We start from the raw sequence: 20,977 nt of genomic DNA, 5'->3' as shown, positions 1-20,977 counted from the left end.
TAAGGTATCATGGAAATCCGACATTTAACTTACTTCAAAGCTGTTGCGGAGGAATTGAATTTTCGAAGAGCTGCAGATCGATTATTTATATCGCAACCAGGGCTTAGTCGGCAGATTCGCCAACTAGAGGAGGAACTCCAAGTGAGACTTTTTGATCGGGACCAGAAAAGTGTCAGTCTCACCAAAGCTGGAAGCTATCTTAAGGAAGAGGTTGATTTTGTGCTAAATCATTTGGATACTATAAAAGGTCAATTGAGTCAAATTCAGGCAGGGAAAATAGGGGAGCTCCGAATTGGTTTTTTAGGATCTGCCTCCAATCAACTTATTCCTCGATTAGTATCCCGATTAAATACACACCAGCCTTTGATTAGCGTCAACTTGGAAGAATTAAGTAATTCTATTCAAGTAGAAATGGTGCAAAATGATAGGCTCGACTTGGGATTTGTCCGGCTAGCCTCAGTACCGGAAGGATTGGAGATGCGAAAAGTCTCCAGAGATAGTTTTTCTTTGGTTGTGCCAAAAAATCATCCGATTCAAAAATCAGATTTTGTTTCTATGGATCAATTCAAAGATGAATCATTCGTGCTTTTTTCAAGTGATTACAGCAATTACTACTATGAGCAGATTATAGGAATTTGCCGTGATGCTGGCTTTTCTCCAAAGATTCAGCATAAGTCAGTGCATGCCTTGACCATTTTTAGACTGGTAGAAAATGGATTGGGAGTAGCCATCGTCCCTACTTCCATTCAGGAAGGATACGAAACAAACGTCCGTTTTATGGAAATTCCCAATATTTCACAGTTTACGGAGTTGGCCATCATCTGGAAAACGAGCAATCGAAATCCAGTTTTGGGCCAAGTCTTGGAATTGATTTGATCTCTTTCGGAGAATTCCTTATTCCATACTCCTTGAGAAATTTTCAAATTGGGCTATTTTAGCCCATAGATCAATTTGTCGGGCTAATGTCGGGTTAAATCCGAGCCTTTTTCGTCTTAAGTTTAATACCTATCAGAGAAATTGCCATGGTTAATCAAAAACTCACATTACTTATGAAACAACCAGAATTAGGCAAAAAAATCTCTGAGCTTAGGAAAGCAAAGGGAATGACTCAGGAGGAACTTGTAGAAAAGTGCAATCTGAATGTGCGAACGGTACAGCGAATAGAAGCTGGTGAAGTGACCCCAAGAAGTTATACCATCAAGACCTTGTTTGAGGCTTTGGGATATCAATGGGAAAATCAAGAGGAAAATGCGGAAGGAGTCAAAGCGAAACCATCTCCAATTCTGTATGCGGCAATCGGAGCTTCCATCCTCTACTTTTTCCTTTCCATGTTTGAGATCGGTTTAGAAACTGAATTTATCGCAGGAGAACCCTCCATAAATACAGGTGCTTTCGCATGGATTAAAACAGGCTCTTACCTTTTCTATGTGATTTTCCTGCTGGGTTGGGTGAAATTGACGGAATCCTTTCCAAATGGAATTCTAAAAATTGCGCTTTGGATTATGATTGGAGCCAATGTGATTTGGTATGGGGTGGATTTGATCGCCATGTTTACCACGGCTTTCAATTTGGGAGATTATTACATGATCAAAGTAAGTTCATTTGGATTCCTATATGCATTTCTTGGTTTGGGATACTTAGGATACAAAAAACAGTTTTCCTCCATTGCCACGATTATGGGTGCCTTACTGATGGTGGCAGGAGCTCTGATGTTTACAGGAATAGGAGCTTTTCTAGCGTTGATTCCCTGGACTTTAGGAGAAATAGTCCAAATCGCTTTAATGATTTATTTAATTCAAAAAATCGGGGGAAGAAATTCCCCTGAGTTTACCTAGTGGATTTTTCAAAATATTTTTTTGAAAATCAAAGGATTTCAAATATTGATTTATGTTAATGAAATACAGTAAAAACAGGTTCATGACAATGATTTTTTCAACCAAAAAAAAGTTCTATTTTTCAGCAAATAAATCAATTAACTAATGAAATCAACATCTATTATTTGTCTTTTGTTTATCTCATTTTTGGTTTCTTCCTGTTTTGAAAACTCCTCAGATGAGCAAATTGTCCTTCCAACCAACTTATCGATTGAAGTTGAATATCTTGGAGATGGGGTTGTAAAAGCCAATTTCACAGCAGAAAAAGCTGCCTTTTATAAAGTAAGTTTTGGTACTCCGGGTGAATCGCTGGTACGAGTAAATGGAAACTCAGCTACCAAAACTTTTACTACAAAAGGCGATTTTACGCTTCAAGTTCAAGCTCATACCAATGAGAAAGATTTTATTTCTGGTACTGAAATGATACGGATGAATGCGGCTGCTCTAGGTCTTGATCCAAATACAGGTTTCACCAGTCCAACTAGCTATGATGAATATGATTTGGTCTGGGCTGATGAGTTTTCAGGTACAGAACTTTCAGATGTTTGGAACTTTGACCTTGGAGATGGTTGTCCGCTTACTTGTGGTTGGGGAAGCGAAGAGTTGCAGTATTATAAGAAAGATAATGCCACTTTGGTCGATGGAAATCTTATTATCACTGCCAAGAAAGAAAATGAGGGAACAAGTAATTATACGTCTTCTAGAATGACCACTCAAGGAAACGAATTTATTACTTTTGGAAGAGTCGATGTTAGAGCAAAGTTTCCAAAAGGAAAAGGTTTTGGACCGGCCATCTGGATGATGGGAGAAAGTCTTCCAGAGGTAGGTTGGCCTAAGTCCGGAGTAATTAGTGTTGCGTCAATGGTCGGTGGAAGTACCGACAACGGTGATGCCACTGTAAGAGGTACTTCCTTTTGGGATGATTCTAATAGGGAAGAGTTTAGTAGAGGGGAAACCACTTTACCTTTTGGAATTTTAAATGATGAGTTTCATGTTTTTTCAATTGTCTGGGATGCTCAGAAAATCGTTTGGCTACTAGATGGAGTCCAATATCATTCTCTTGATATTACTCCGTCAGAATTGGATGAATTCCAAAAGCCTTTCTTTTTTCTTTTAAGTTTATCAGTAGGAGGGAGAACATTAGGATCACCTGACGAGACTTCTGTTTTTCCCCAGGAAATGAGTGTGGATTATATCCGTGTGTTTCAGAAAAAGTAGTCTCAAAAAGGATAGAAACCTTTTCTATGTAACTATTAAGTGTCTCTTGTTTTTAAACTATTAAATTCTAGTTTAAAAACAAGAGATATTTTGATTTGCGTCCCAGACTATAAGGAATGCTAAAAAATAAATATTACCAACTTGCTTTTAATAGCGTTCAGGCAATAGCCAAAATTGGAATTGCAAGCTTAGTATTTCACTAAGTCTGATTTTATTCAAATTTCCTATGGTTAAATTTTTATATTTTCCAGACTCGAAAAAAAAAAGTATTATTAAGGAAATTTCCTTAACTCATGCTAAAATCCACTTTTTATTACTGCCTTTTATTTTGCTCAATTTTAATTTCATCTTGTTCCGAAAATGCTTCGGATGAGCAAACTAAACTACCAAGTAACTTAATCCTTGAAATTGAATCACTTGGTAATGGAGTTGTTAAAGCCAATTTTACTGCAGACAATGCGGTTTTTTTTAAAATCAACTTTGGAACTCCAGGTGAAACAACTCAAAGGGTCGATGGTAATTCTGCTTCCTATACATATAAAGTAAAGGGTGATTATACCATTACACTTCAAGCTCATGCAGATGAGCAGCTTTTTGTGGTAGATTCTAAAACCATTAATATGAATGCCGCTGCATTGGGATTGGATCCTGATGCAGGTTTCAAAAGCCCAGAGAATTACGATGGATATAAATTAGTATGGGCAGATGAATTTAATTCATCGACTTTAACTGATGACTGGACTTTCGAGATTGGAGATGGTTGTCCTCAAAATTGTGGTTGGGGAAATGACGAGCTTCAGTATTATAAAAAAGAAAATACTTCTCTTTCCGATGGAAAACTGACAATCACTGCAAAGCGCGAATCGATAGGTGGAAAAAGTTACACTTCTACAAGATTGATTACTAAAGGGAAAAAGTTTTTCACTTATGGGCGTATAGATATTCGGGCGATCTTGCCTAAAGGTCAAGGTATGTGGCCTGCGCTATGGATGCTGGGAGAAAATTTCTCCGATGTAGGTTGGCCTAAGTGCGGTGAAATCGACATTATGGAAATGGTTGGCGGATCAGTGGAAGACCGTGACCGAACTGTGCACGGTACTGTTCATTGGGATAATTCAGGCAACTATGCAAACTATGGTGGAAAAACAAAGTTGAGCACAGGAATCTTCAATGACGAATATCATGTGTTTTCTATTATCTGGGATAAGCAAAAAATTGTTTGGTTACTCGATAACGTACAGTATCATGTCATTGATATCACTCCTAGTGGGTTGGAAGAATTCCACAAGCCTTTCTTTTTTATTTTCAATGTCGCTGTAGGGGGTAGATGGCCTGGGAATCCTGATGGAAATACGTCATTCCCTCAAGAAATGAAAGTGGACTACGTGAGGATTTTCCAGGAAAATTAAGATAGTTAAGTAATATTCTCTTTGATTTTGGATTTGATAAACTTCAGAATTGAAGCATTCTTTTCGCTTGAAGTTTCGACTTCCAAGATTTTAGGATGAATACTTGGGGAATAAAAATCGGTCATGGCAGATTCTAATTCTTCGTTATCAACAACTTTTATATAGTGGAAGCCATGCTCTTGAGCTAAGAATTGTGCTGATAGGTTTTGTTTGGTTTCAAAGAACTCTTGAAGTTCGGGTTGTTTTGATGGGCCATCAATTAACCGGAATATTCCTCCAGCGTGATTATTCAATAAAACAATTCTGAGGTTTGGCATGGTGTAATTATGCCAAAAAGCATTTCTATCATAGAAAAAAGCCATGTCACCGCTAATCAGAGTGACAGTTTCTTTAGTGGTAAATGTGCAGCCAACTGCTGTAGAATTAGACCCGTCAATTCCGCTCGTTCCTCTATTGCAAATGATCTCTTGAGTTCTCTTCCCTAAGAAATTTGCGTACCGAACTGTCATACTATTTGCAAGATGTATCTTAGAAGAAGCAGGTATTTTTTTTAGTATAAATTCAAGTGCTGGATATTCTCCAAATTCTACTGATTTAAATACTTCTGGAAGTGATTTTTGAGTTTTTTGTTCCAACACTGTCCAATTGAAAAAGAATTGTTCATCCTGAGCTGGGAGATTTTCCTTCAACCAATTCAAAAATGAAATTGGTGAAGTGCTAAGTATCCGTGTCAGACGCTGAAAAGTATCCTTCCCTAAACCGGTAGATTGAATATGCCAGTGCGAAGCTTCTGAATTTCGTAGAAAGATTTTTAGTGACTTGGAAATAATTGATTTGCCAAAAGTAATGATCAGTTCGGGTTTTAAATCTTCTCCTGGTTGATTATTACCTAACCAATGGTCATGCAGATTAATCGTATAGTCAGACTGGAGATTCGAGATAACATCAGTAACTACAACTACTTTTTGTTCCTTCGCTAATTCATCTAAGATGGCTTGAATTTCGAAATTGGGCCGTTGTTGGCCCGGTACAATTAAGATTTTCCCGAAGGATGAAAGCCTATTTTTCAACTTTTTCAAGTATTCATCAGAAAGATTGATACTTTCAATTGGATTATTGAAAATTCTGGGTTTTTCAGGAAATGAGATCTCCTCATTTTCTACCGGGTAAAAAGGCTCCCTTAATGGAATATTGACATGAACTGGCCCTGTTGGGCATTGTTTAGCAAGGTTTATAGCTTCGTTAATAATTCGATTTGCATGCCAGACTTGATCTTCCGAAGAAAAGGAATCGGGAAATTGAAAGCTTTTTTTGACATGCTTACCATACAATTCATGCTGGTAAACCGTTTGTCCATCATATTGATCTATCCATTCGGGTGGTCGATCTGCTGTTAATATCAAAAGAGGAATTTCTTGAAAAAATGCTTCCGCCACCGCAGGGAAATAATTCATAGCAGCCGAACCTGATGTACATACTAATACTACGGGTTTTTCTAGCTGCTGCGCCATCCCCAGTGCAATAAAGCTAGCGGAGCGCTCATCAGATACCGTTCTCGTATGGATTCCTTTATGTCTTGCAAAAGCAATCGTCAGAGGAGCACATCTTGATCCTGGAGAAAGAATTGCATTTTCAATTCCTTTTTTATGGCAAACTGCCACTAAATCTATAATAGGTTCGAGAATCAAGGTTTATGATTTTGTAGGAATTTACCAATGATTTGACACTTCAATTCCGTTTCTTCCCATTCTTTTTCCGGATCTGACTCCTCCGTGACACCTGCACCTGCATAAAGAATGGAATATCCATTCTGAAGCGAGGCCGTTCGGAGATTTACATAAATAGAGGTTTCATTTTCAATATTTACCGGACCGATGAATCCGGCAAAGAAAGATCGATCCAAGTCCTCAAAGTCTTTGAGAAAAGCATGAGCAGCTTTTCTAGGCATTCCACAGACTGCTGAAGTAGGATGCAAAAGTTGAAGCATTACTGAACCAAGCTGAGGAAAATTAGTAGCCTTCATGTCAACTTTGAAGTCAGATCTGAGGTGTAGTAAAGTGCCGGCTAAGACTGTTTTTGGACCATGTTCCTCATACTCTCTTAGTCGAATTTTTTTAAAACAATCCACTATATACCTGCTCACTAAGGCTTGCTCTTCAATTTCTTTTTGCGTCCAAGCTGCCGTTTTCAATGGGTTTTCTCCGATTGCGGGCTGAGTTCCTGCTAGAGACATGGTATGAAAATAATTCCCTTTCGTCTCTATCAGAATTTCAGGAGATGCACCTATCCATGTGCCAACTGTGGGAATGTGAAAGAAATTCACAAATGAATTTGGGTATGCTTCAAGCATACTGAAAAGGCTTTTCGCTAAGTCAAAACTTTCTTCAAGAGGAATGTATTTAGTCCGGGCAGGAACAACTTTTTCTAGGGTTCCTTCTTTGATTGCAAGGATCCCTTTTTTTACCAGTTTGATGAAATGTTTTTTTTCAACACCAAATTCCCGAGCATCCTTAGCTTTATTAGTATTGTTTTCAGAGAAAAAACTATAACGAAAGATTGCTTTTTCTGAAGTGTCATCTTCAGTTGACTTTGCCAACCAAGAGGGGAGTTCTTCATCAGAAATGGTAGCTCCAATTTTGAAACTCCAGTATTTAGAAGCTGAGATAAAGAATGCTTTTTGATCCTCTTGGTCCGCAAAAGGATGTACGATAAATCCAGGTTTCAACTCTTCCAGATTTATTGACGTCCTTTCAGGTTTAGGGTTTTCATTAAGAGTTAGTTCCAGATTATTCGACTTTGGCTTTCGCCAAATGGCAAAAGAACCACCAGACTGAAACCCATGCAGGAGGATTAATTCCAATAATTCGCTAAGCGTATAATTTATTGCAACCTGAGAGTTGATCATTTATTTTTTATCCAAAATAGCCATTGTAAGTCTGCTGATGCAACACAATTGACCGGCTGTATTTTTAATTTTTATTTCCCAGACTTGGGTTGTTTTACCCAAATGGATTGGCTTGGCAGTTCCTATTACTTTGCCTTCTCTTACTGACTTAAGATGATTAGCATTGATTTCCAGACCTACCACAAATTGTTTTTCTGGAACAATAGTAAGAGAAGCAGCTAAACTTCCTAGTGTCTCTGCCAAAATTACGTTTGCTCCTCCATGTAACAAGCCCATAGGCTGTTTGGTTCTGGAATCTACTGGCATGCTTGCTTCAAGGTAATCATCTCCAATACCAGTGAAAATAATGCCCAAATGAGTAACCATTGTTTCTTTTCCGAGGTTATTCAAGTCATCTAAACTAGGCTTTGAAAGAAATACCATTAAAATTTGGGCTAAATGAGGTTTATTTGAGCTCAGAACAAAAATAGAGAAACTTGAATCGAAAAAAAATTTACCTCGTAAGGCACGGACAAACAGATTTTAATTTAAAAGGTGTAGTTCAAGGGAGCGGAATAGACGCTCCAATAAATGAGACGGGTATTGCACAGGCAAATGCATTTTTTAAAGTATATGAGCAGGTCCCTTTTGATCAGATTTATCATACTGGATTGATTCGGACCAAACAGTCCATTCAAAATTTCATAGACCTTGGTATTCCTTCAACTGCTTTGGTGGACCTAAATGAAATATCATGGGGGAGCTATGAAGGGACACCAATGACTCCTGAGGAAGGGGAATATTACAAACACATGCTTAATCAATGGAGGCAAGGAAACCTAGACTATGCGATTGCTGGAGGGGAAAGCCCAAATATGGTAGCAAAGCGAATGAGATCAGGCATTAAAACCATTTTGGAGGGCCCTGGTGAAACCATACTAGTGTGTATGCATGGAAGGGCTATGAGAATCTTCCTTAGTGTTATCTTGAATTTTGACCTTCGCCATATGGATAACTTCGAACACCAAAATCTTTGCTTGTATCTATTAGAGCAATTAGAAGATGGAACTTTTGTGGTTCGAAAAAATAATTCTCAGGAACACCTTAAGGTCTTGGGTTGACCTTCTCTGTTTTCGAGACTTTTTTATGAGTTTCGCTAAGGAGTAATAACTTCTGCTCAAGTGCTTTTTTACTTTCGGTCATGTCAATTACCCGGAAAGCTATTTCTTGAAGTTTAATTTCTTCGCCTTTTCCTAATGAAATCAAGAAATCACCGAGAAAGCATTCGTCAAAATCGCATGCCGGGATATCAATCATTACTGAAGGTTCTGAATTTCCCTCGTAGCTTTTTGTTTTGTAAACAGAAGAAAATTGCGATTCGATCTCTTTGAGAGATACCTTGTGCGATTTTAATTCCTTGGATTTGAATATTACCAAAAATGTTTTGGTTTCATTCTCACTAGCAAAAACCGAAAGGGAGCAGAATAGGGTGACTATAAGGATTGCTACTCTTTTCATAGAGTCTAATATAGTCTTTTTAAAGTGTTCATAGCAAATGTGGAATGGTATAAAAATGAAAAAACCCTCGAAAATTAATTCGAGGGTCTTCATATTTTGAAAGCTTTAATTAAGCTTTAGTAGTTCTTTTTTTCTTTACTGGAGCCTCAGGAGTGATTTCGTCTTCAACACCAGCGAGGATTCTTCCGCAATGCTCACAAACGATCAATTTTTTCTTCTCACGAATGTCTGCCTGTCTTTGAGGTGGTACTGTGTTGAAACAACCACCGCAAGCTCCTCTTTTAACCATTACTACTGCTAAGCCATTTTTAGCATTTTCTCTGATTTTTTCATATGACTTCAATAATCTCTCATCTACCTTTTTGGTAGCTTTTACTCGGTCATTGTTGATTTTTGCCTCTTCGGATTCACTTTCAGAAATAATCGTAGAAAGCTCATTGTTCTTCTGATCAAGATCTTTCTGACGGTCTTTCATTATAGCAGTAAGCTCTTCAAGGTCTACTTTTTTCTGTTCGATTCTTGCTCCTGCTTCAGCGATCTTCTTTTTCGCTACCTGAATCTCCAAGTCCTGCAACTCAAGCTCTTTCGTAATGGCATCGTATTCACGATTATTACGAACATTCATTTGCTGCTCTTGATATTTTTTGATCAGTTTTTCAGAATCTTTGATGCTCTCTTTCAAGGCTTTCACCTCATCATCAAAAGAATCAATTTCAAATTTAAACTTCTCTAAACGAGTATTGTAACCTGCTATTTCATCTTCTAAGTCCTGAACTTCCTCAGGGAGGGCTCCGCGTACTTTTAAGATGGCGTCAAGTCTTGAGTCTAAAAGTTGAAGGTTATGTATAGCTTCGAGTTTCTGTGCTACTGTACTTTCCATGTACTATCGGTAGGATGTGGGATTTGTAACTACTTTTGTCAAATAGAGTGCAATATTAGGAAAATTTTGTGACAAAAACTCGTGGAGTAATTCTTTTGTGAAAATTTCGCTCTCATAGTGTCCTATATCACACAGAATAAGCTTTCCTTCTGCATCAAAAAATTCATGATACTTAATATCTGAGGTTACAAATACATCTGCATTTGCTCGTTTTGCATCGGGAAGCAAGAAAATTCCGGCTCCTCCACATACAGCAATTCTCTTTACTTTCTTTTTAGGTATCTCCGTATGTTTGATCATTGAGAGTTTCATTTTGTCTTTCAAAAAATCTAAAAAATCCTCTCCCTTCATCTCTTCTGTTAATTCCCCTATCATCCCTGCTCCAACTTCTTGATTTTCATTCTCCAACGATTCAATGTAGTGAGCGACCTCTTCGTAAGGATGATTTTTTTTCAGAGCAAGAACTACCTGAGTCATGAGATGAGATGCCACCAAAACTTCCGTTCTTACCTCGTCAACCTCTGTGGGAGTTCCTTTTTGGCCTATGGTCGGATTGGCATTTTCGGAGGGAGTGAAGGTTCCTTTTCCCCTAACTTGAAAAGAGCATTCTTTGTACTCCCCAATTTTACCAGCTCCAGCTGCGAAAACTGCGTCGAGCGTTTTTTGGGCGTCTGAAACAGGTACATAGTATACCAGCTTACTTATCAAATGCTTTTTAGGACTCAATATTTTGGCATTCTGGAGCTCTAGTATATCGCAAATCCGTTTATTAACTCCATGAGCGACATGATCTAAATTTGTGTGAATCGCATAGATAGCAATATCGTTTTTGATTGCTTTGATTATCGTACGCTCCACATAGTTTTGTCCAGTTAAGCTTTTCAATCCTTTAAAAACAATGGGATGATGAGCTACTATCATATTTGCACCTAATGCTATCGCTTCCTCCACCACTGCCTCAGTACAATCCAAAGAGCAAAGTATGCCATTGACCTCCCAGTTGCGATCTCCGGTAATCAATGTGGCGTTATCATATGATTCCTGATATGCTGGAGGAGCTATTGATTCTAGATATGAAATTACCTGACTAATCTTGTGTCCCATATTTTTCTTTTATTTGGTCAAAAATACTAAATCTGACGAATGCGCTGGTACGATTTTCTTCTTTATCCTTTTGCTTTGCTTTATGATTTAGTCACAAGTCTGCGCAATATTTTTTTTGATTTGGGTTGGAAAAAAAGTCAGAAGTCTAATATACCAAGTATTGTAGTTGGTAATCTCTCGGTAGGAGGAACAGGTAAAACTCCAATGGTGGAATTCCTGATAGGTAAACTTAAATCAGGCTCTAAAGTAGCAGTCTTAAGTAGGGGATATGGTCGGAAAACCAAAGGGTTTTTAGCTGCAAACTCTCAGTCTACACCCAGCCAAATAGGTGATGAGCCATTTCAGATTTTTATGAAATTTAAAAATGAAATTGAAGTATTTGTTGGAGAAGATAGACTTGCTGCAATAGAAAAGATAAGCGCAGGAGAGGAGTCCCCAGGGGTTTTAATACTCGATGATGCTTTTCAGCACCGGTATATCTCAGGTGATTTGAATATCATTTTGACTACCTATCATAAGCCCTTTTGTTCTGATTTTCTGCTTCCAATGGGACGATTAAGAGAAAGTAGGAAAGGTGCAAAGCGTGGAGATATGGTGATTGTCACCAAATCCCCCGAGACTCTGAGTGATCATGATAAATCAGAGTTGGTGCAAAAGATCAATCGGTATATCAAACCAAAAACCCCAGTCATTTTTTCATCCATTTCATACGGGGTGCCATTTCCTCTCTGTGGAGATCCTGATTTTTCTCCACAAATTATTCTTTTGACAGGTTTAGCAGATGATGGGCCTTTGGTGGAATATGTTTCTCAGAAATACCAACTCATGACAACCTTAAGCTATCCTGATCATTATGATTATTCATTATCTGATTTTGAAAAAATCAAGACTGTTTTTCAAAGCTTTTTACCTGTTCAGCCAGTAATCCTCACTACTGAAAAGGATGCGGTAAAAGTTAAATCCAATGCTCCCGAAGGTTTTCTGCAAGAAATTCCGATTTTTGTCCTTCCAATAGTGGTATCCATGTCCCTGACAGATGAAGCCATTTTGGATGGACTAATCCAACAAAAAGTCTTTAATAAAGACCACCATAAGTGAAAAAAAAGGTAATCGGTTTATTTCTTATTTTGATTTTGGCAAGCATACAGCTTTCGCTTGCGCAAAGACCATTACCTAAAACTACACGGCCTACCAACAGCACCAATCAAAACCCAAATCAAAATCGGGAAATTCAAGAAGGTGAAGAACAGGAACTGGAAGGAAGAAGGACACTTTTGGACGACTCCACAAAAATGGTTTATGGTCCGAATACAAGTCTTCACTTTTTTGAAAAAGATATCAAGCGAAATCGACTTCAGGTTTTTCCGCAGGATACCGCATTGAATAATTTTCATAATTATGATCCAGTTGCCAAAAGTGGTTGGAAGTATCAGGATTTGGGAAATATAGGTTCGGCAGCCACGCCGATATTTTACCAGATTCCGGAGATGATCGGAACGAGGTCTGGTTATAGCGCTTACGACTTGTATTATAGAGCTCCTGAGACTAGGAAATACTTTGATACAAAATCTCCATTTACCAACATGTCAGCATTTTTCGGAGGTGGTAACCGTAATATGCTGGATATCGAATTTGCAAGAAATATCAATCCCAGGTGGAACGTTGGGCTTGAATTCCATACCATTCGATCCAAAAAAACTTTGAATCCCGTGGCCAGAGACGATAATATGGTCGAGCAGAATTCATATTCTTTTCACACTAATTACCGCTCAGAAAATGGGAGATATTGGTTTTTGGGTAATTTTTCGAGGATGCGACACGTAGTCAATGAGATTGGTGGTATCATACCTCCTGAAATAGACAGTACATCCTTGTATTTTACTTATGAGGATGCCAAGGTTTGGCTGAGGTACACTCAAGCTCGTGATTTGAGACAGGACTATCATTTTTACCACGAATACAAAGTCAAAGATGGTCTGCAATTGTATCATGTATTCGATCGGAAAAATCAGGATTTGATTTTTGAAACCGATATGACTACTTCGGATACGCTCTATTATCCTATCGATGGACTTAGTGCAAGAGATACAGCTCAAAACAAGAATTTCTTTTCCGAATGGAAAAATGAGGTTGGTTTCAAGGGGACTTTCGGAGGGTTTTACTATAATGCCTATGCAAAATTCCGTTCCGGAAAAATGAGAAATCCTCGTTTTGATTCTGACCAGACATTCAATGAGGTTTTTGTCGGAGGAGAATTGATCGGTAAAATCTCAGAAAAGTGGACAGTTAGTGCAGATGGAGAATACTTATTGCCTGGTGCTTTTCGAGTGCATGGTTTGTTTTCTTCACCATGGGTGGATGCGGAATACACCAAGGCACTATACAAACCTACTTCCATGCAGCAAGAATATCAAGGCTACTTTTTGAACTGGTCTAATCAGTTTGATAACATTGGAGTTGATCAGATTAAAGGGACGCTTAAGCTTGATTTCAAAAAAATACATATCAGACCTTCATTAACACTAAATAGAATTAATAATTACGTCTATTTTGATGAGAGTAGAAAAGCCACTCAGGCACTTGGAGAGGCATTTATGCTTCAGCCAGGTTTGATTGCAAACTTCCAAATAGGGAAGAAGTTCCGTTGGGATAATGAGATTATTTTTACAGAAGTGACAGGCAATGGTGCAGATGCGTTTCGAATCCCCTCAGTTTATGCCAACTCAAAAATCTATTTTGATAGTCCGCTGTTTGACGAAAATGTCTATGTACAGATAGGAGTGGATATTCGATATCATTCGGACTATAATGCAAATGCATACTTTACAGCTACTCAGCAATATTATTTGCAAAATGATTTTAATGTATATGCTTATCCTGTGGCTGACTTTTTCTTAGATTTCAGAATCAATCGAACTCGTGTTTTATTCAAATACAATCATTTGAATAGTGGTTTGATGAGAGAACAGGGTTATTTTGTTACGCCGGATTATACGGGATACAAATCATTTATAGACTTGGGAATTACTTGGTATTTATTTGATTAAGATGGGTTGGGAGGAAAACACAAAAGAGAAAATGCTTCACTTGAAGCTTCCAACTGATCCAAGATGGGTAGGGATAGCTGAAATGCAAATCGAGGATATCTTGACCGACCATGCCTATTGTGAACAAAAGGCAGCGTCATCTTGTATCAGCTTGATTTTGAGATTTAATGATCTAGATCAGATTGTGGATACTTTGACTCCGATTGTAGCAGAAGAGTGGGGGCATTTTGAAAGGGTAATGGAACAGATTCGAAAGCGAGGATTGAAGTTTGGTTTTCCAAGGAAGGACGAATACGTAGTCGCACTCACCAATTTTGTGAAAAAAGGGGGAAATCGTATGCAGCAATTGACTGAGCAACTGTTACTAAATGCCTTAATCGAGGCCAGAAGTTGTGAACGATTCAAGTTGCTTTCAAAGAATATTCAAGACGAGGAGCTAAAGAAGTTTTATTATGAATTGATGGTTTCAGAAGCTGGTCATTATGTAACCTTCATTGAGTTGGCTAGAAGCTATCAAGAAGTAGAGAAAGTTAATGCTCGATGGCAGGAATGGCTCACTTTCGAAGCTTCAGTACTAGAAGAGATAGGATTACGTGCAGATCGAATGCATTAAAAGATATAGGGATTGCTTCTATCGGTTTCTCGAAAAAAACTATTTGGTAGGAAGGTTTACACAAGTGCAGTTGAGCAGGGATCAATTCGAGACATTTGATTCTAGTTATGATCCATTTTCTGCTCTATCCGTTGAAAAAGTTTATGTTCCTTTGATAGAAGCCAAATAGAAATTTGAAATAAGGAATGTTAAAAATTAGTGTCTTAAATAGCCAAATCAAGCTGAATTGGTTATAATTAAAGGCATTTTCTAAAAAAATGAAATTAATCTGTTCTAATCCGAACATAATATGAATTTGATCGAAAATATTCGAGAAGCAGTAAACTCAATAAAGGTAAACCTACTTCGTACCATCCTTACCGGAGCTATTATTGCAATCGGCATTTCTTCGTTGGTGGGGATGCTCACAGCCATAGACGGGATAAAGGCCCAGATTGCAGATAGTTTTGCAGGCCTAGGCGCAAACTCTTTCGAATTAAAAAATAAAGGTTTCAGTGGTGGCCGTGCTGTCACTGATGGTAAATCTCAAAAGATCTATCCAAAGCTTACCTATGATGAAGTTATGGACTTTAAACAAGCCTACTCCAGCGTTGGAATTTCCACGGTTTTTGTGTCTGTGACGGGTTCTTCCGAAGTGAAAAGAGGATCGAAAAAAACTAACCCAAATGTTAGAATTAGAGGTGTAGACGAGAATTACATGAGTATAAAGGCCATGGATCTTCAGGAAGGAAGAAACTTTGGAAATCTCGAAGTCAGGTATGGTAATAGCGTTGCTATTATTGGAAAGGAACTGAAGGAGCTTTTATTTGAATCAAACGAGGAAGCAATTGGAGAGAAGATTTCATTTTTCGGAAGGCCATATACCATTATTGGAGTTTTGGAGAAGCAAGGAAGTGTAGGACCAGATTCCGGTGCGGATCGTCAGATTCTTATTCCTGTTGAAAATGCAAGTCGCTTGGATCAGCGTGGTACTTTTAATTATAACGTAACTGGTGTTGCCTCAGGTCCTGAGCGAGTTGATTACGAAATGGGACAAGCAATTGGGATGATGCGAAAAATCCGTCAGGATCGTGTTGCTCAAGAAGATTCTTTTGATTTGACAAAGAGTCAATCTGTAGCTGAAAGTCTAGAAGAGGTTGCGGGCTACTTGAGAATTGGAGGTTTCGGAATTGGATTTATCACACTTTTAGGAGCATCCATAGGTTTGATGAATATCATGCTTGTATCTGTGACTGAACGAACCCGAGAAATTGGAATTAGAAAAGCTTTGGGCGCAACACCATTAAAAATCCGTCAACAATTTTTGTTTGAAGCAATCATGATTTGTGTCCTTGGCGGCATTTTCGGGATGATTCTTGGAATAGGAATAGGGAATTTAATTTCGCTGGTAATTGGGGCCGGAGGGTTTTTGATTCCATGGTTATGGATGTTTGTCGCCTTTTTGATTTGTATTGTTGTAGGATTGCTTTCTGGTTATTTTCCTGCTTACAAAGCCAGTAGACTAGATCCTATCGAATCCTTGCGATACGAATAAAAAAAGAATTTCTAAAAAATATGAAGCCCGATGATTTATATCCTCGGGCTTTTTTACTAATTCGATTTTTTTATAAAAGTCTTAAAACAATCCCTTATTTTTCAAATATGAACACGCACGAATACGACGCAATAGTAATAGGATCCGGGATTTCTGGAGGATGGGCAGCTAAAGAGTTTTGTGAAAAAGGCTTAAAAACCCTTGTTCTGGAGCGGGGAAGGGATGTTCAGCATTTGAAGGATTATCCAACCATGACCGCGGCACCTTGGGACATGCCCCATCGTAACCAAATTCCTCTGGATCAAAAGCTTGCAGATCCGGTAGTCAACCGTTGCTATGCCTATGCAGAAGACACACAGCATTTTTTCGCGAAGGATTCAGAGCATCCTTATGTGCAGGAAAAACCATTTGACTGGATTCGAGGCTATCAGGTTGGTGGGAAATCTTTGATTTGGGCTCGACAGACACAGCGTTGGAGTCGTTATGAATTTGAGCGTCCAGGGCGGGATGGTTATTCGATTGAATGGCCAATTGGTTATGCTGATATCGCGCCTTGGTACAGTCATGTAGAGCGATTTGTGGGAATCAGCGGGAACTATGACGGCTTGGATACACTTCCTGATGGAGAATTTTTACCAGCTTGGGGATTGAATTGTGTGGAAAAGGAATTACAGAAACGAATCAAAGCCGCATATCCAGATCGTGATCCCATTGGTGGACGATGTGCTCATTTGACCAAGCCAAAGGAAATCCACCTCCAACAAGGAAGAGGTCAATGTATGGCCAGAAATCAATGCTATCGAGGATGTCCATTTGGTGCATATTTCAGTAGTAATTCCGGGACTTTGCCTTGGGCCGCAAAAACAGGAAATCTAACTCTTAGACCAGATTCAGTGGTACATTCATTGATATTTGACGATGAAAAAGGAAAAGTAACCGGTGTTCGAGTGATCGATAGAGTCACTAAAGAAGCCACAGAATACTTTGCGAAAGTAATCTTTCTCAATGCTGCTACATTGAATACCAACCTGATTTTGCTCAACAGTACATCCAAGCGCTATCCAAATGGACTTGGAAACGATTCTGGTTTGCTTGGTAAATTCGTGGCTTTTCACAATTACCGAGGTTCTATGAGTGCAGATTTCGAAGGATTTGAAGACAGCTATTACTTTGGTAGAAGGCCTACGACGATGATGATGCCGAATTTCCGCAATGTCAAAAAGCAGGATATGGATTTTCAGGGTGGATATATGCCTTTCTTTAGTGCCTCAAGAGGTAGAGGAAATGGAGTGGCTGATGCAGCATTAGGTGCTGAACTTAAGCAAGCAAATACGGAAGTGGGCCCATGGCATGTCTGGATGATGGTCCAGGCGGAGACCGTTCCAAAAGAGACGAATCAAGTTTCCCTAAGTAAAGATCAAAAAGATGAATGGGGGATGCCGCTGCTGAAAATTGATGTAAGCTACGACGACAATGATGAAAAAGTCCTAGCTGATTTTTATACGCAAGGTCAGGAGATGCTCGAGAAAGCGGGCTGCAAAAACATCAGAACTTCCGATAGTGGTCAAAATCCAGGTCTTGATATTCATGAAATGGGAGGGGTAAGGATGGGCAAGGATCCAAAAACTTCTTTGCTAAATGGATTCAATCAATTTCATGAACTTCCTAATGTCTTTGTGACAGACGGAGCGGCAATGTCTTCTACAGGGGTGCAAAATCCTTCATTAACTTTTATGGCATTGACTGCTAGAGCAGTAGATTATGCAGTAAAGGAGTTGAAAAAAGGCACGCTATCTTAAAAACGATTAAACTATATCTGTTTTTCTTGGATCTGGACCATATTTATTTAATCCTTTTTCCCCTGGTTTGTACGCAAGCCAAATAAAACCAATGAAATTGACAGGCGGTGGAATTAATAAATAAAGTGCGTATTTCCAGTCCATTCCTATATCATGCAGTCGTTTGATTGCTTGGATAAGGAGTAAAATAATCGAAGCGATCAGGATAATGATGAAGGAAAAGAATATTGGCCAGGCTTCGCCATGATAGGATTGCCATATCAACATAAGACTCAAAATATTTGTAAAATAAAAAATCATGAAAAGTACTAGATAAAGTCTTCTCGTGATTCTGCCGGTAGGTTTTAAAAATGAACTCATAACTATCTAACAAGTTAAATGCGATAATGTTTAAAATTTGCTTGATTTAATTCTTTTTTGATTTTCTAAGTTAGATTTTGACTATAAAAAGTTTTGGATTTCACCTCCTACATAATTCTAGTGGATTTGTATTTTTAAGATCATTATTATCACGCTTATCAATCTTATCAAACCTAACTCTCCTCATGAAAAAGTATTTATTTCTTCTACTTTACCTTCCATTTTTATCATTTGCTCAGGCTAATTCAATTGAGTTTCAAGCTCCACAAACTTATCATCTAATCATTGAAGGCTTTGATTGGGGGCCAGCTGCCAATAAAGTGGTGATAAAAATGAATCAGTCTATAAAAGAAGTGAATGCATCTGATTTTGAGATCTATGTTAATCGGTCTTCAGATATCGGAGAGATTCCGGCCGGTCATAAGGCAGGTAAAAGATCTGTCATTTTAGGCTATCCTTCGGATGAGTTTGGTAATAGAGTAACAGAAGGGAGCTATGCGACATTAGTTCTCGCTGTGAGCCCTGTAATGCCTTTGGGCTCTCCGATTCAATACATGCGAACTGGAAGTCGAGGCGGTAATTTCTGGATTGACTATCAGATGACAATTTTGGATACCAAAACTGGTAATATTTGGAATGAAGAATCAGGGAGGTCTCGCCCGATTGTAGATGATTTTGCTTTGGAGGGAAAATTCACAAAGGACAATACCACATTGACTTTTGCTGCTTTTACACCTAAATCAAGTCCCGAAAAAGCACCACTTATTATCTGGCTACATGGAGGAGGAGAAGGAGGATCAGATCCTACCATCGCACTTATGGGGAATAAGGCATTTAACTATGCTTCTCCTGAAATCCAGATGTTATTCGGAGGAGCCTATGTACTGGTTCCTCAGGCCCCAACTTTCTGGATGCAAGCAGCCGAAGGGATGACTCGTGGGCAAACTAATGATATTTATAACGAGGCTCTTTTTGGTTTAATTCAAGATTATGTGGCTAAAAACCCTAAAATCGATCCAACTCGAATCTATGTAGGTGGCTGTTCTAATGGAGGTTATATGTCTCTTAAATTAATCCTTGAGCACCCAGACTATTTCGCAGCAGGCTTTATTAGCGCGCTTGCTTATGGAAATGAATTTATTTCAGATTCACAGCTCCAAAAAATTAAGAATGTACCAATGTGGTTTATTCATTCCAAGGATGATCAAACGACGAAGCCCGCAGATACTGTTGTGCCTCTTTTCGATCGCTTGAAGAAAGCTGGTGCCAAGAATGTGCACTTCTCATTTTACGATCACGTGACGGATATTACGGGTTTTTATGGAGGAGATGACTATTACTACAGCGGTCACTGGTCTTGGATCTATTCGCATTCCAATATGGCTCGAACAGAGTTGGACGGAAGCCCTGTTCTTCTTGACGGTCGGCCGGTGACGATTATGGAGTGGATGGCCGCTCAGCGAAAAAAGAAATAATTTAAAAGCCGGAAATCCCGGCTTTTTTCATTTTAGTATTGGGCATTTTTTCTTGATCTCTTCGTAAACTTGTTTGATGGAAAATCTCGAAATTTTTAGTGAAGAATTTGCAAAAAAAGCTGCGCAAATTGGCAGACTTCCAGATGAGTGGTTAGAGGAGATCAACAATCAAAATTGGTTTAAGCTTTTTATCCCAAAAAAAATGGGAGGGTTAGGTTTAGAATTGACGAAAGGGCTTTTACAAGAGGAAAAACTGGCTTCTCATGACGCAAGTCTAGGCTGGACAGTGACGCTCTGTGCTGGAGCAGGATGGTTTGTTGGTTTTATGGAAAATGAAATGCGAGAAGAACTAGCAAAAGAACCCAAGCTTTGTCTCGCAGGAAGTGGCTTCGTAGGTGGGAAAGCAGAAAAAATAGGTGACTCATTCCGGATTAGTGGAAATTGGACTTATGCCTCTGGAGCTTTGCATGCCAGTCATTTCACGGCTAATTGTGAGCTGGTTGAAAATGGGAAACCTATCTTAGATTCAAATGGAAAACCCCTAATCAAAGCTTTTATACTTCGAAAATCTGAAGTGGAAATTCTGGATAGCTGGAATTACATGGGGATGATTGCAACAGGTAGTCATGCGTTTCGATGTGAAGATTTGGTGGTTCCGTCTAACCGATACTTTGAGATACTTCCGGACAAAACTAAACTGCCAGACCCGATCTTTCGCTATCCATTTTTGCAGTTTGCCGAGGCAACGCTAGCAGTGAATATCTTAGGAATCAGCATTCATTTTCAGGAATTGATTGAGAAAAGTTTTTGGAAGCGGAATGAAATCCGATCCTATGATAAAAAGCAGCTGGACTATTTTCAAAAGGTCTTTGTCAAAGAATCGAAAGGGATTCAGTCGTTGAGAAGTGACTTTTACCAAGCTATCGAAAGCTCTTGGGCTGAACTGATTGAAGAAGGAGAGACCTCTGCATCAGGTTTGAAAAAAGTCAGTAAAATAAGCAGAAAACTCACTCAGGCTTGCCGACTGTCGAATGCTAAACTTTTCCCATTTGCTGGTTTAGAAGCTGCAAGAACTCATACTGAACTGAATCGGGTCTGGCGGGACTTTAATACCGTAAGCCAGCATGCGCTCTTGACTTTTCCATTTTAGGCTGGGCCTTTGTTTTAGCATAAGAGCGGAGCCTTACAAAACTGCCAATCTCTTGATTGCTTTGCTAGACTCCGCTCGTGGTCAAATAAACTTTTCTATCTTTTTAAAGACC

General features: G+C 38.8%; 19 protein-coding genes. 12 read left to right on the top strand and 7 right to left on the bottom strand.

Features of this window, described 5'->3' with window-relative positions; genetic code table 11:
- The first annotated feature begins 9 nt into the window (after positions 1–9).
- From BVC88_RS12020 to BVC88_RS12005, 4 genes are all read left to right on the top strand, one after another.
- Positions 10–876: a LysR family transcriptional regulator gene (locus BVC88_RS12020; protein ID WP_075350920.1), complete on the top strand. Its 867-nt coding sequence runs from the start codon at positions 10–12 to the stop codon at positions 874–876.
- Positions 877–1,049: 173 nt separating this feature from the next.
- Entirely contained in the window at positions 1,050–1,835 is a 786-nt protein-coding gene (locus BVC88_RS12015; RefSeq protein WP_175574411.1) for a helix-turn-helix domain-containing protein, read from the top strand.
- A gap of 144 nt (positions 1,836–1,979) precedes the next feature.
- Positions 1,980–3,092, top strand: a complete 1,113-nt coding sequence (locus BVC88_RS12010; RefSeq protein ID WP_075350918.1) for a glycoside hydrolase family 16 protein — start codon at positions 1,980–1,982, stop codon at positions 3,090–3,092.
- 293 nt (positions 3,093–3,385) lie between these two features.
- Positions 3,386–4,501: a glycoside hydrolase family 16 protein gene (locus BVC88_RS12005; RefSeq protein ID WP_075350917.1), complete on the top strand. Its 1,116-nt coding sequence runs from the start codon at positions 3,386–3,388 to the stop codon at positions 4,499–4,501.
- Between the two features lie 5 nt (positions 4,502–4,506).
- Here BVC88_RS12005 and menD read toward each other — a convergent pair whose 3' ends face one another.
- From menD to BVC88_RS11990, 3 genes are read right to left on the bottom strand one after another with little or no spacing between them, the layout of a single operon-like run.
- Entirely contained in the window at positions 4,507–6,189 is a 1,683-nt protein-coding gene (gene menD / locus BVC88_RS12000) for a 2-succinyl-5-enolpyruvyl-6-hydroxy-3-cyclohexene-1-carboxylic-acid synthase (RefSeq protein WP_075350916.1), read from the bottom strand.
- A complete protein-coding gene (locus BVC88_RS11995) occupies positions 6,186–7,406 on the bottom strand; it encodes a chorismate-binding protein (protein WP_075350915.1) in 1,221 nt (406 codons plus the stop codon). The genes menD and BVC88_RS11995 overlap by 4 nt, the downstream gene beginning before the upstream one ends.
- The gene (locus BVC88_RS11990) at positions 7,407–7,829 is read right to left on the bottom strand and encodes a hotdog fold thioesterase (protein WP_075350914.1); all 423 of its coding nucleotides are present in this window, start codon (positions 7,827–7,829) and stop codon (positions 7,407–7,409) included.
- A gap of 53 nt (positions 7,830–7,882) precedes the next feature.
- On the opposite strand from BVC88_RS11990, the gene BVC88_RS11985 reads away from it, so the two are divergent.
- Positions 7,883–8,506: a histidine phosphatase family protein gene (locus tag BVC88_RS11985; RefSeq protein WP_075350913.1), complete on the top strand. Its 624-nt coding sequence runs from the start codon at positions 7,883–7,885 to the stop codon at positions 8,504–8,506.
- Here BVC88_RS11985 and BVC88_RS11980 read toward each other — a convergent pair.
- From BVC88_RS11980 to BVC88_RS11970, 3 genes are all read right to left on the bottom strand, one after another.
- A complete protein-coding gene (locus tag BVC88_RS11980) occupies positions 8,490–8,903 on the bottom strand; it encodes a hypothetical protein (protein WP_075350912.1) in 414 nt (137 codons plus the stop codon). The two genes, BVC88_RS11985 and BVC88_RS11980, sit on opposite strands and share 17 nt — an antisense overlap.
- A gap of 109 nt (positions 8,904–9,012) precedes the next feature.
- The gene (locus BVC88_RS11975; RefSeq protein ID WP_075350911.1) at positions 9,013–9,783 is read right to left on the bottom strand and encodes a zinc ribbon domain-containing protein; all 771 of its coding nucleotides are present in this window, start codon (positions 9,781–9,783) and stop codon (positions 9,013–9,015) included.
- 3 nt (positions 9,784–9,786) lie between these two features.
- Positions 9,787–10,887, bottom strand: coding sequence for a Nif3-like dinuclear metal center hexameric protein (locus BVC88_RS11970; RefSeq protein WP_075350910.1), 1,101 nt, complete (start codon positions 10,885–10,887; stop codon positions 9,787–9,789).
- 39 nt (positions 10,888–10,926) lie between these two features.
- Here BVC88_RS11970 and lpxK point away from each other — a divergent pair, with 39 nt between their 5' ends.
- From lpxK to BVC88_RS11945, 5 genes are all read left to right on the top strand, one after another.
- Positions 10,927–11,985 carry a tetraacyldisaccharide 4'-kinase gene (gene lpxK / locus BVC88_RS11965; protein ID WP_075350909.1) on the top strand — a complete coding sequence of 353 codons (1,059 nt, stop codon included), beginning with the start codon at positions 10,927–10,929 and terminating at the stop codon, positions 11,983–11,985.
- Positions 11,982–13,934: a putative porin gene (locus tag BVC88_RS11960; RefSeq protein WP_075350908.1), complete on the top strand. Its 1,953-nt coding sequence runs from the start codon at positions 11,982–11,984 to the stop codon at positions 13,932–13,934. The genes lpxK and BVC88_RS11960 overlap by 4 nt, the downstream gene beginning before the upstream one ends.
- Before the next feature lies 1 nt (position 13,935).
- The gene (gene miaE, locus BVC88_RS11955) at positions 13,936–14,547 is read left to right on the top strand and encodes a tRNA-(ms[2]io[6]A)-hydroxylase (RefSeq protein ID WP_175574410.1); all 612 of its coding nucleotides are present in this window, start codon (positions 13,936–13,938) and stop codon (positions 14,545–14,547) included.
- A gap of 289 nt (positions 14,548–14,836) precedes the next feature.
- Positions 14,837–16,081, top strand: a complete 1,245-nt coding sequence (locus BVC88_RS11950; protein WP_075350907.1) for an ABC transporter permease — start codon at positions 14,837–14,839, stop codon at positions 16,079–16,081.
- A gap of 107 nt (positions 16,082–16,188) precedes the next feature.
- Positions 16,189–17,880 carry a GMC oxidoreductase gene (locus BVC88_RS11945; protein WP_075350963.1) on the top strand — a complete coding sequence of 564 codons (1,692 nt, stop codon included), beginning with the start codon at positions 16,189–16,191 and terminating at the stop codon, positions 17,878–17,880.
- Positions 17,881–17,886: 6 nt separating this feature from the next.
- Here the strand turns inward: BVC88_RS11945 and BVC88_RS11940 are convergent, their stop codons facing one another.
- Positions 17,887–18,240, bottom strand: coding sequence for a DUF805 domain-containing protein (locus tag BVC88_RS11940; protein ID WP_075350906.1), 354 nt, complete (start codon positions 18,238–18,240; stop codon positions 17,887–17,889).
- A gap of 185 nt (positions 18,241–18,425) precedes the next feature.
- Here BVC88_RS11940 and BVC88_RS11935 point away from each other — a divergent pair, with 185 nt between their 5' ends.
- Positions 18,426–19,715 (top strand): prolyl oligopeptidase family serine peptidase, encoded by a 1,290-nt coding sequence (locus BVC88_RS11935; RefSeq protein WP_075350905.1) that lies wholly within the window; start codon positions 18,426–18,428, stop codon positions 19,713–19,715.
- A gap of 76 nt (positions 19,716–19,791) precedes the next feature.
- Complete coding sequence (locus BVC88_RS11930; RefSeq protein WP_075350904.1) at positions 19,792–20,865, top strand: acyl-CoA dehydrogenase family protein; 1,074 nt, start codon at positions 19,792–19,794, stop codon at positions 20,863–20,865.
- Positions 20,866–20,977: the final 112 nt, after the last annotated feature.

This window comes from Algoriphagus marinus, assembly GCF_001936475.1.
GTDB lineage: Bacteria > Bacteroidota > Bacteroidia > Cytophagales > Cyclobacteriaceae > Algoriphagus > Algoriphagus marinus.
This window is presented reverse-complemented; position numbering and strand designations above follow the sequence as displayed.

Bases quoted from the DNA above. Each gene is read 5' to 3' on its own strand.
- BVC88_RS12020 (WP_075350920.1), top strand. From the start codon at position 10: ATGGAAATCCGACATTTAACTTACTTCAAAGCTGTTGCGGAGGAATTG.
- BVC88_RS12015 (WP_175574411.1), top strand. From the start codon at position 1,050: ATGAAACAACCAGAATTAGGCAAAAAAATCTCTGAGCTTAGGAAAGCA.
- BVC88_RS12010 (WP_075350918.1), top strand. From the start codon at position 1,980: ATGAAATCAACATCTATTATTTGTCTTTTGTTTATCTCATTTTTGGTT.
- BVC88_RS12005 (WP_075350917.1), top strand. From the start codon at position 3,386: ATGCTAAAATCCACTTTTTATTACTGCCTTTTATTTTGCTCAATTTTA.
- BVC88_RS11995 (WP_075350915.1), bottom strand. From the start codon at position 7,406: ATGATCAACTCTCAGGTTGCAATAAATTATACGCTTAGCGAATTATTG.
- BVC88_RS11990 (WP_075350914.1), bottom strand. From the start codon at position 7,829: ATGGTATTTCTTTCAAAGCCTAGTTTAGATGACTTGAATAACCTCGGA.
- BVC88_RS11980 (WP_075350912.1), bottom strand. From the start codon at position 8,903: ATGAAAAGAGTAGCAATCCTTATAGTCACCCTATTCTGCTCCCTTTCG.
- BVC88_RS11975 (WP_075350911.1), bottom strand. From the start codon at position 9,783: ATGGAAAGTACAGTAGCACAGAAACTCGAAGCTATACATAACCTTCAA.
- BVC88_RS11970 (WP_075350910.1), bottom strand. From the start codon at position 10,887: ATGGGACACAAGATTAGTCAGGTAATTTCATATCTAGAATCAATAGCT.
- lpxK (WP_075350909.1), top strand. From the start codon at position 10,927: ATGCGCTGGTACGATTTTCTTCTTTATCCTTTTGCTTTGCTTTATGAT.
- miaE (WP_175574410.1), top strand. From the start codon at position 13,936: ATGGGTTGGGAGGAAAACACAAAAGAGAAAATGCTTCACTTGAAGCTT.
- BVC88_RS11950 (WP_075350907.1), top strand. From the start codon at position 14,837: ATGAATTTGATCGAAAATATTCGAGAAGCAGTAAACTCAATAAAGGTA.
- BVC88_RS11945 (WP_075350963.1), top strand. From the start codon at position 16,189: ATGAACACGCACGAATACGACGCAATAGTAATAGGATCCGGGATTTCT.
- BVC88_RS11940 (WP_075350906.1), bottom strand. From the start codon at position 18,240: ATGAGTTCATTTTTAAAACCTACCGGCAGAATCACGAGAAGACTTTAT.
- BVC88_RS11935 (WP_075350905.1), top strand. From the start codon at position 18,426: ATGAAAAAGTATTTATTTCTTCTACTTTACCTTCCATTTTTATCATTT.
- BVC88_RS11930 (WP_075350904.1), top strand. From the start codon at position 19,792: ATGGAAAATCTCGAAATTTTTAGTGAAGAATTTGCAAAAAAAGCTGCG.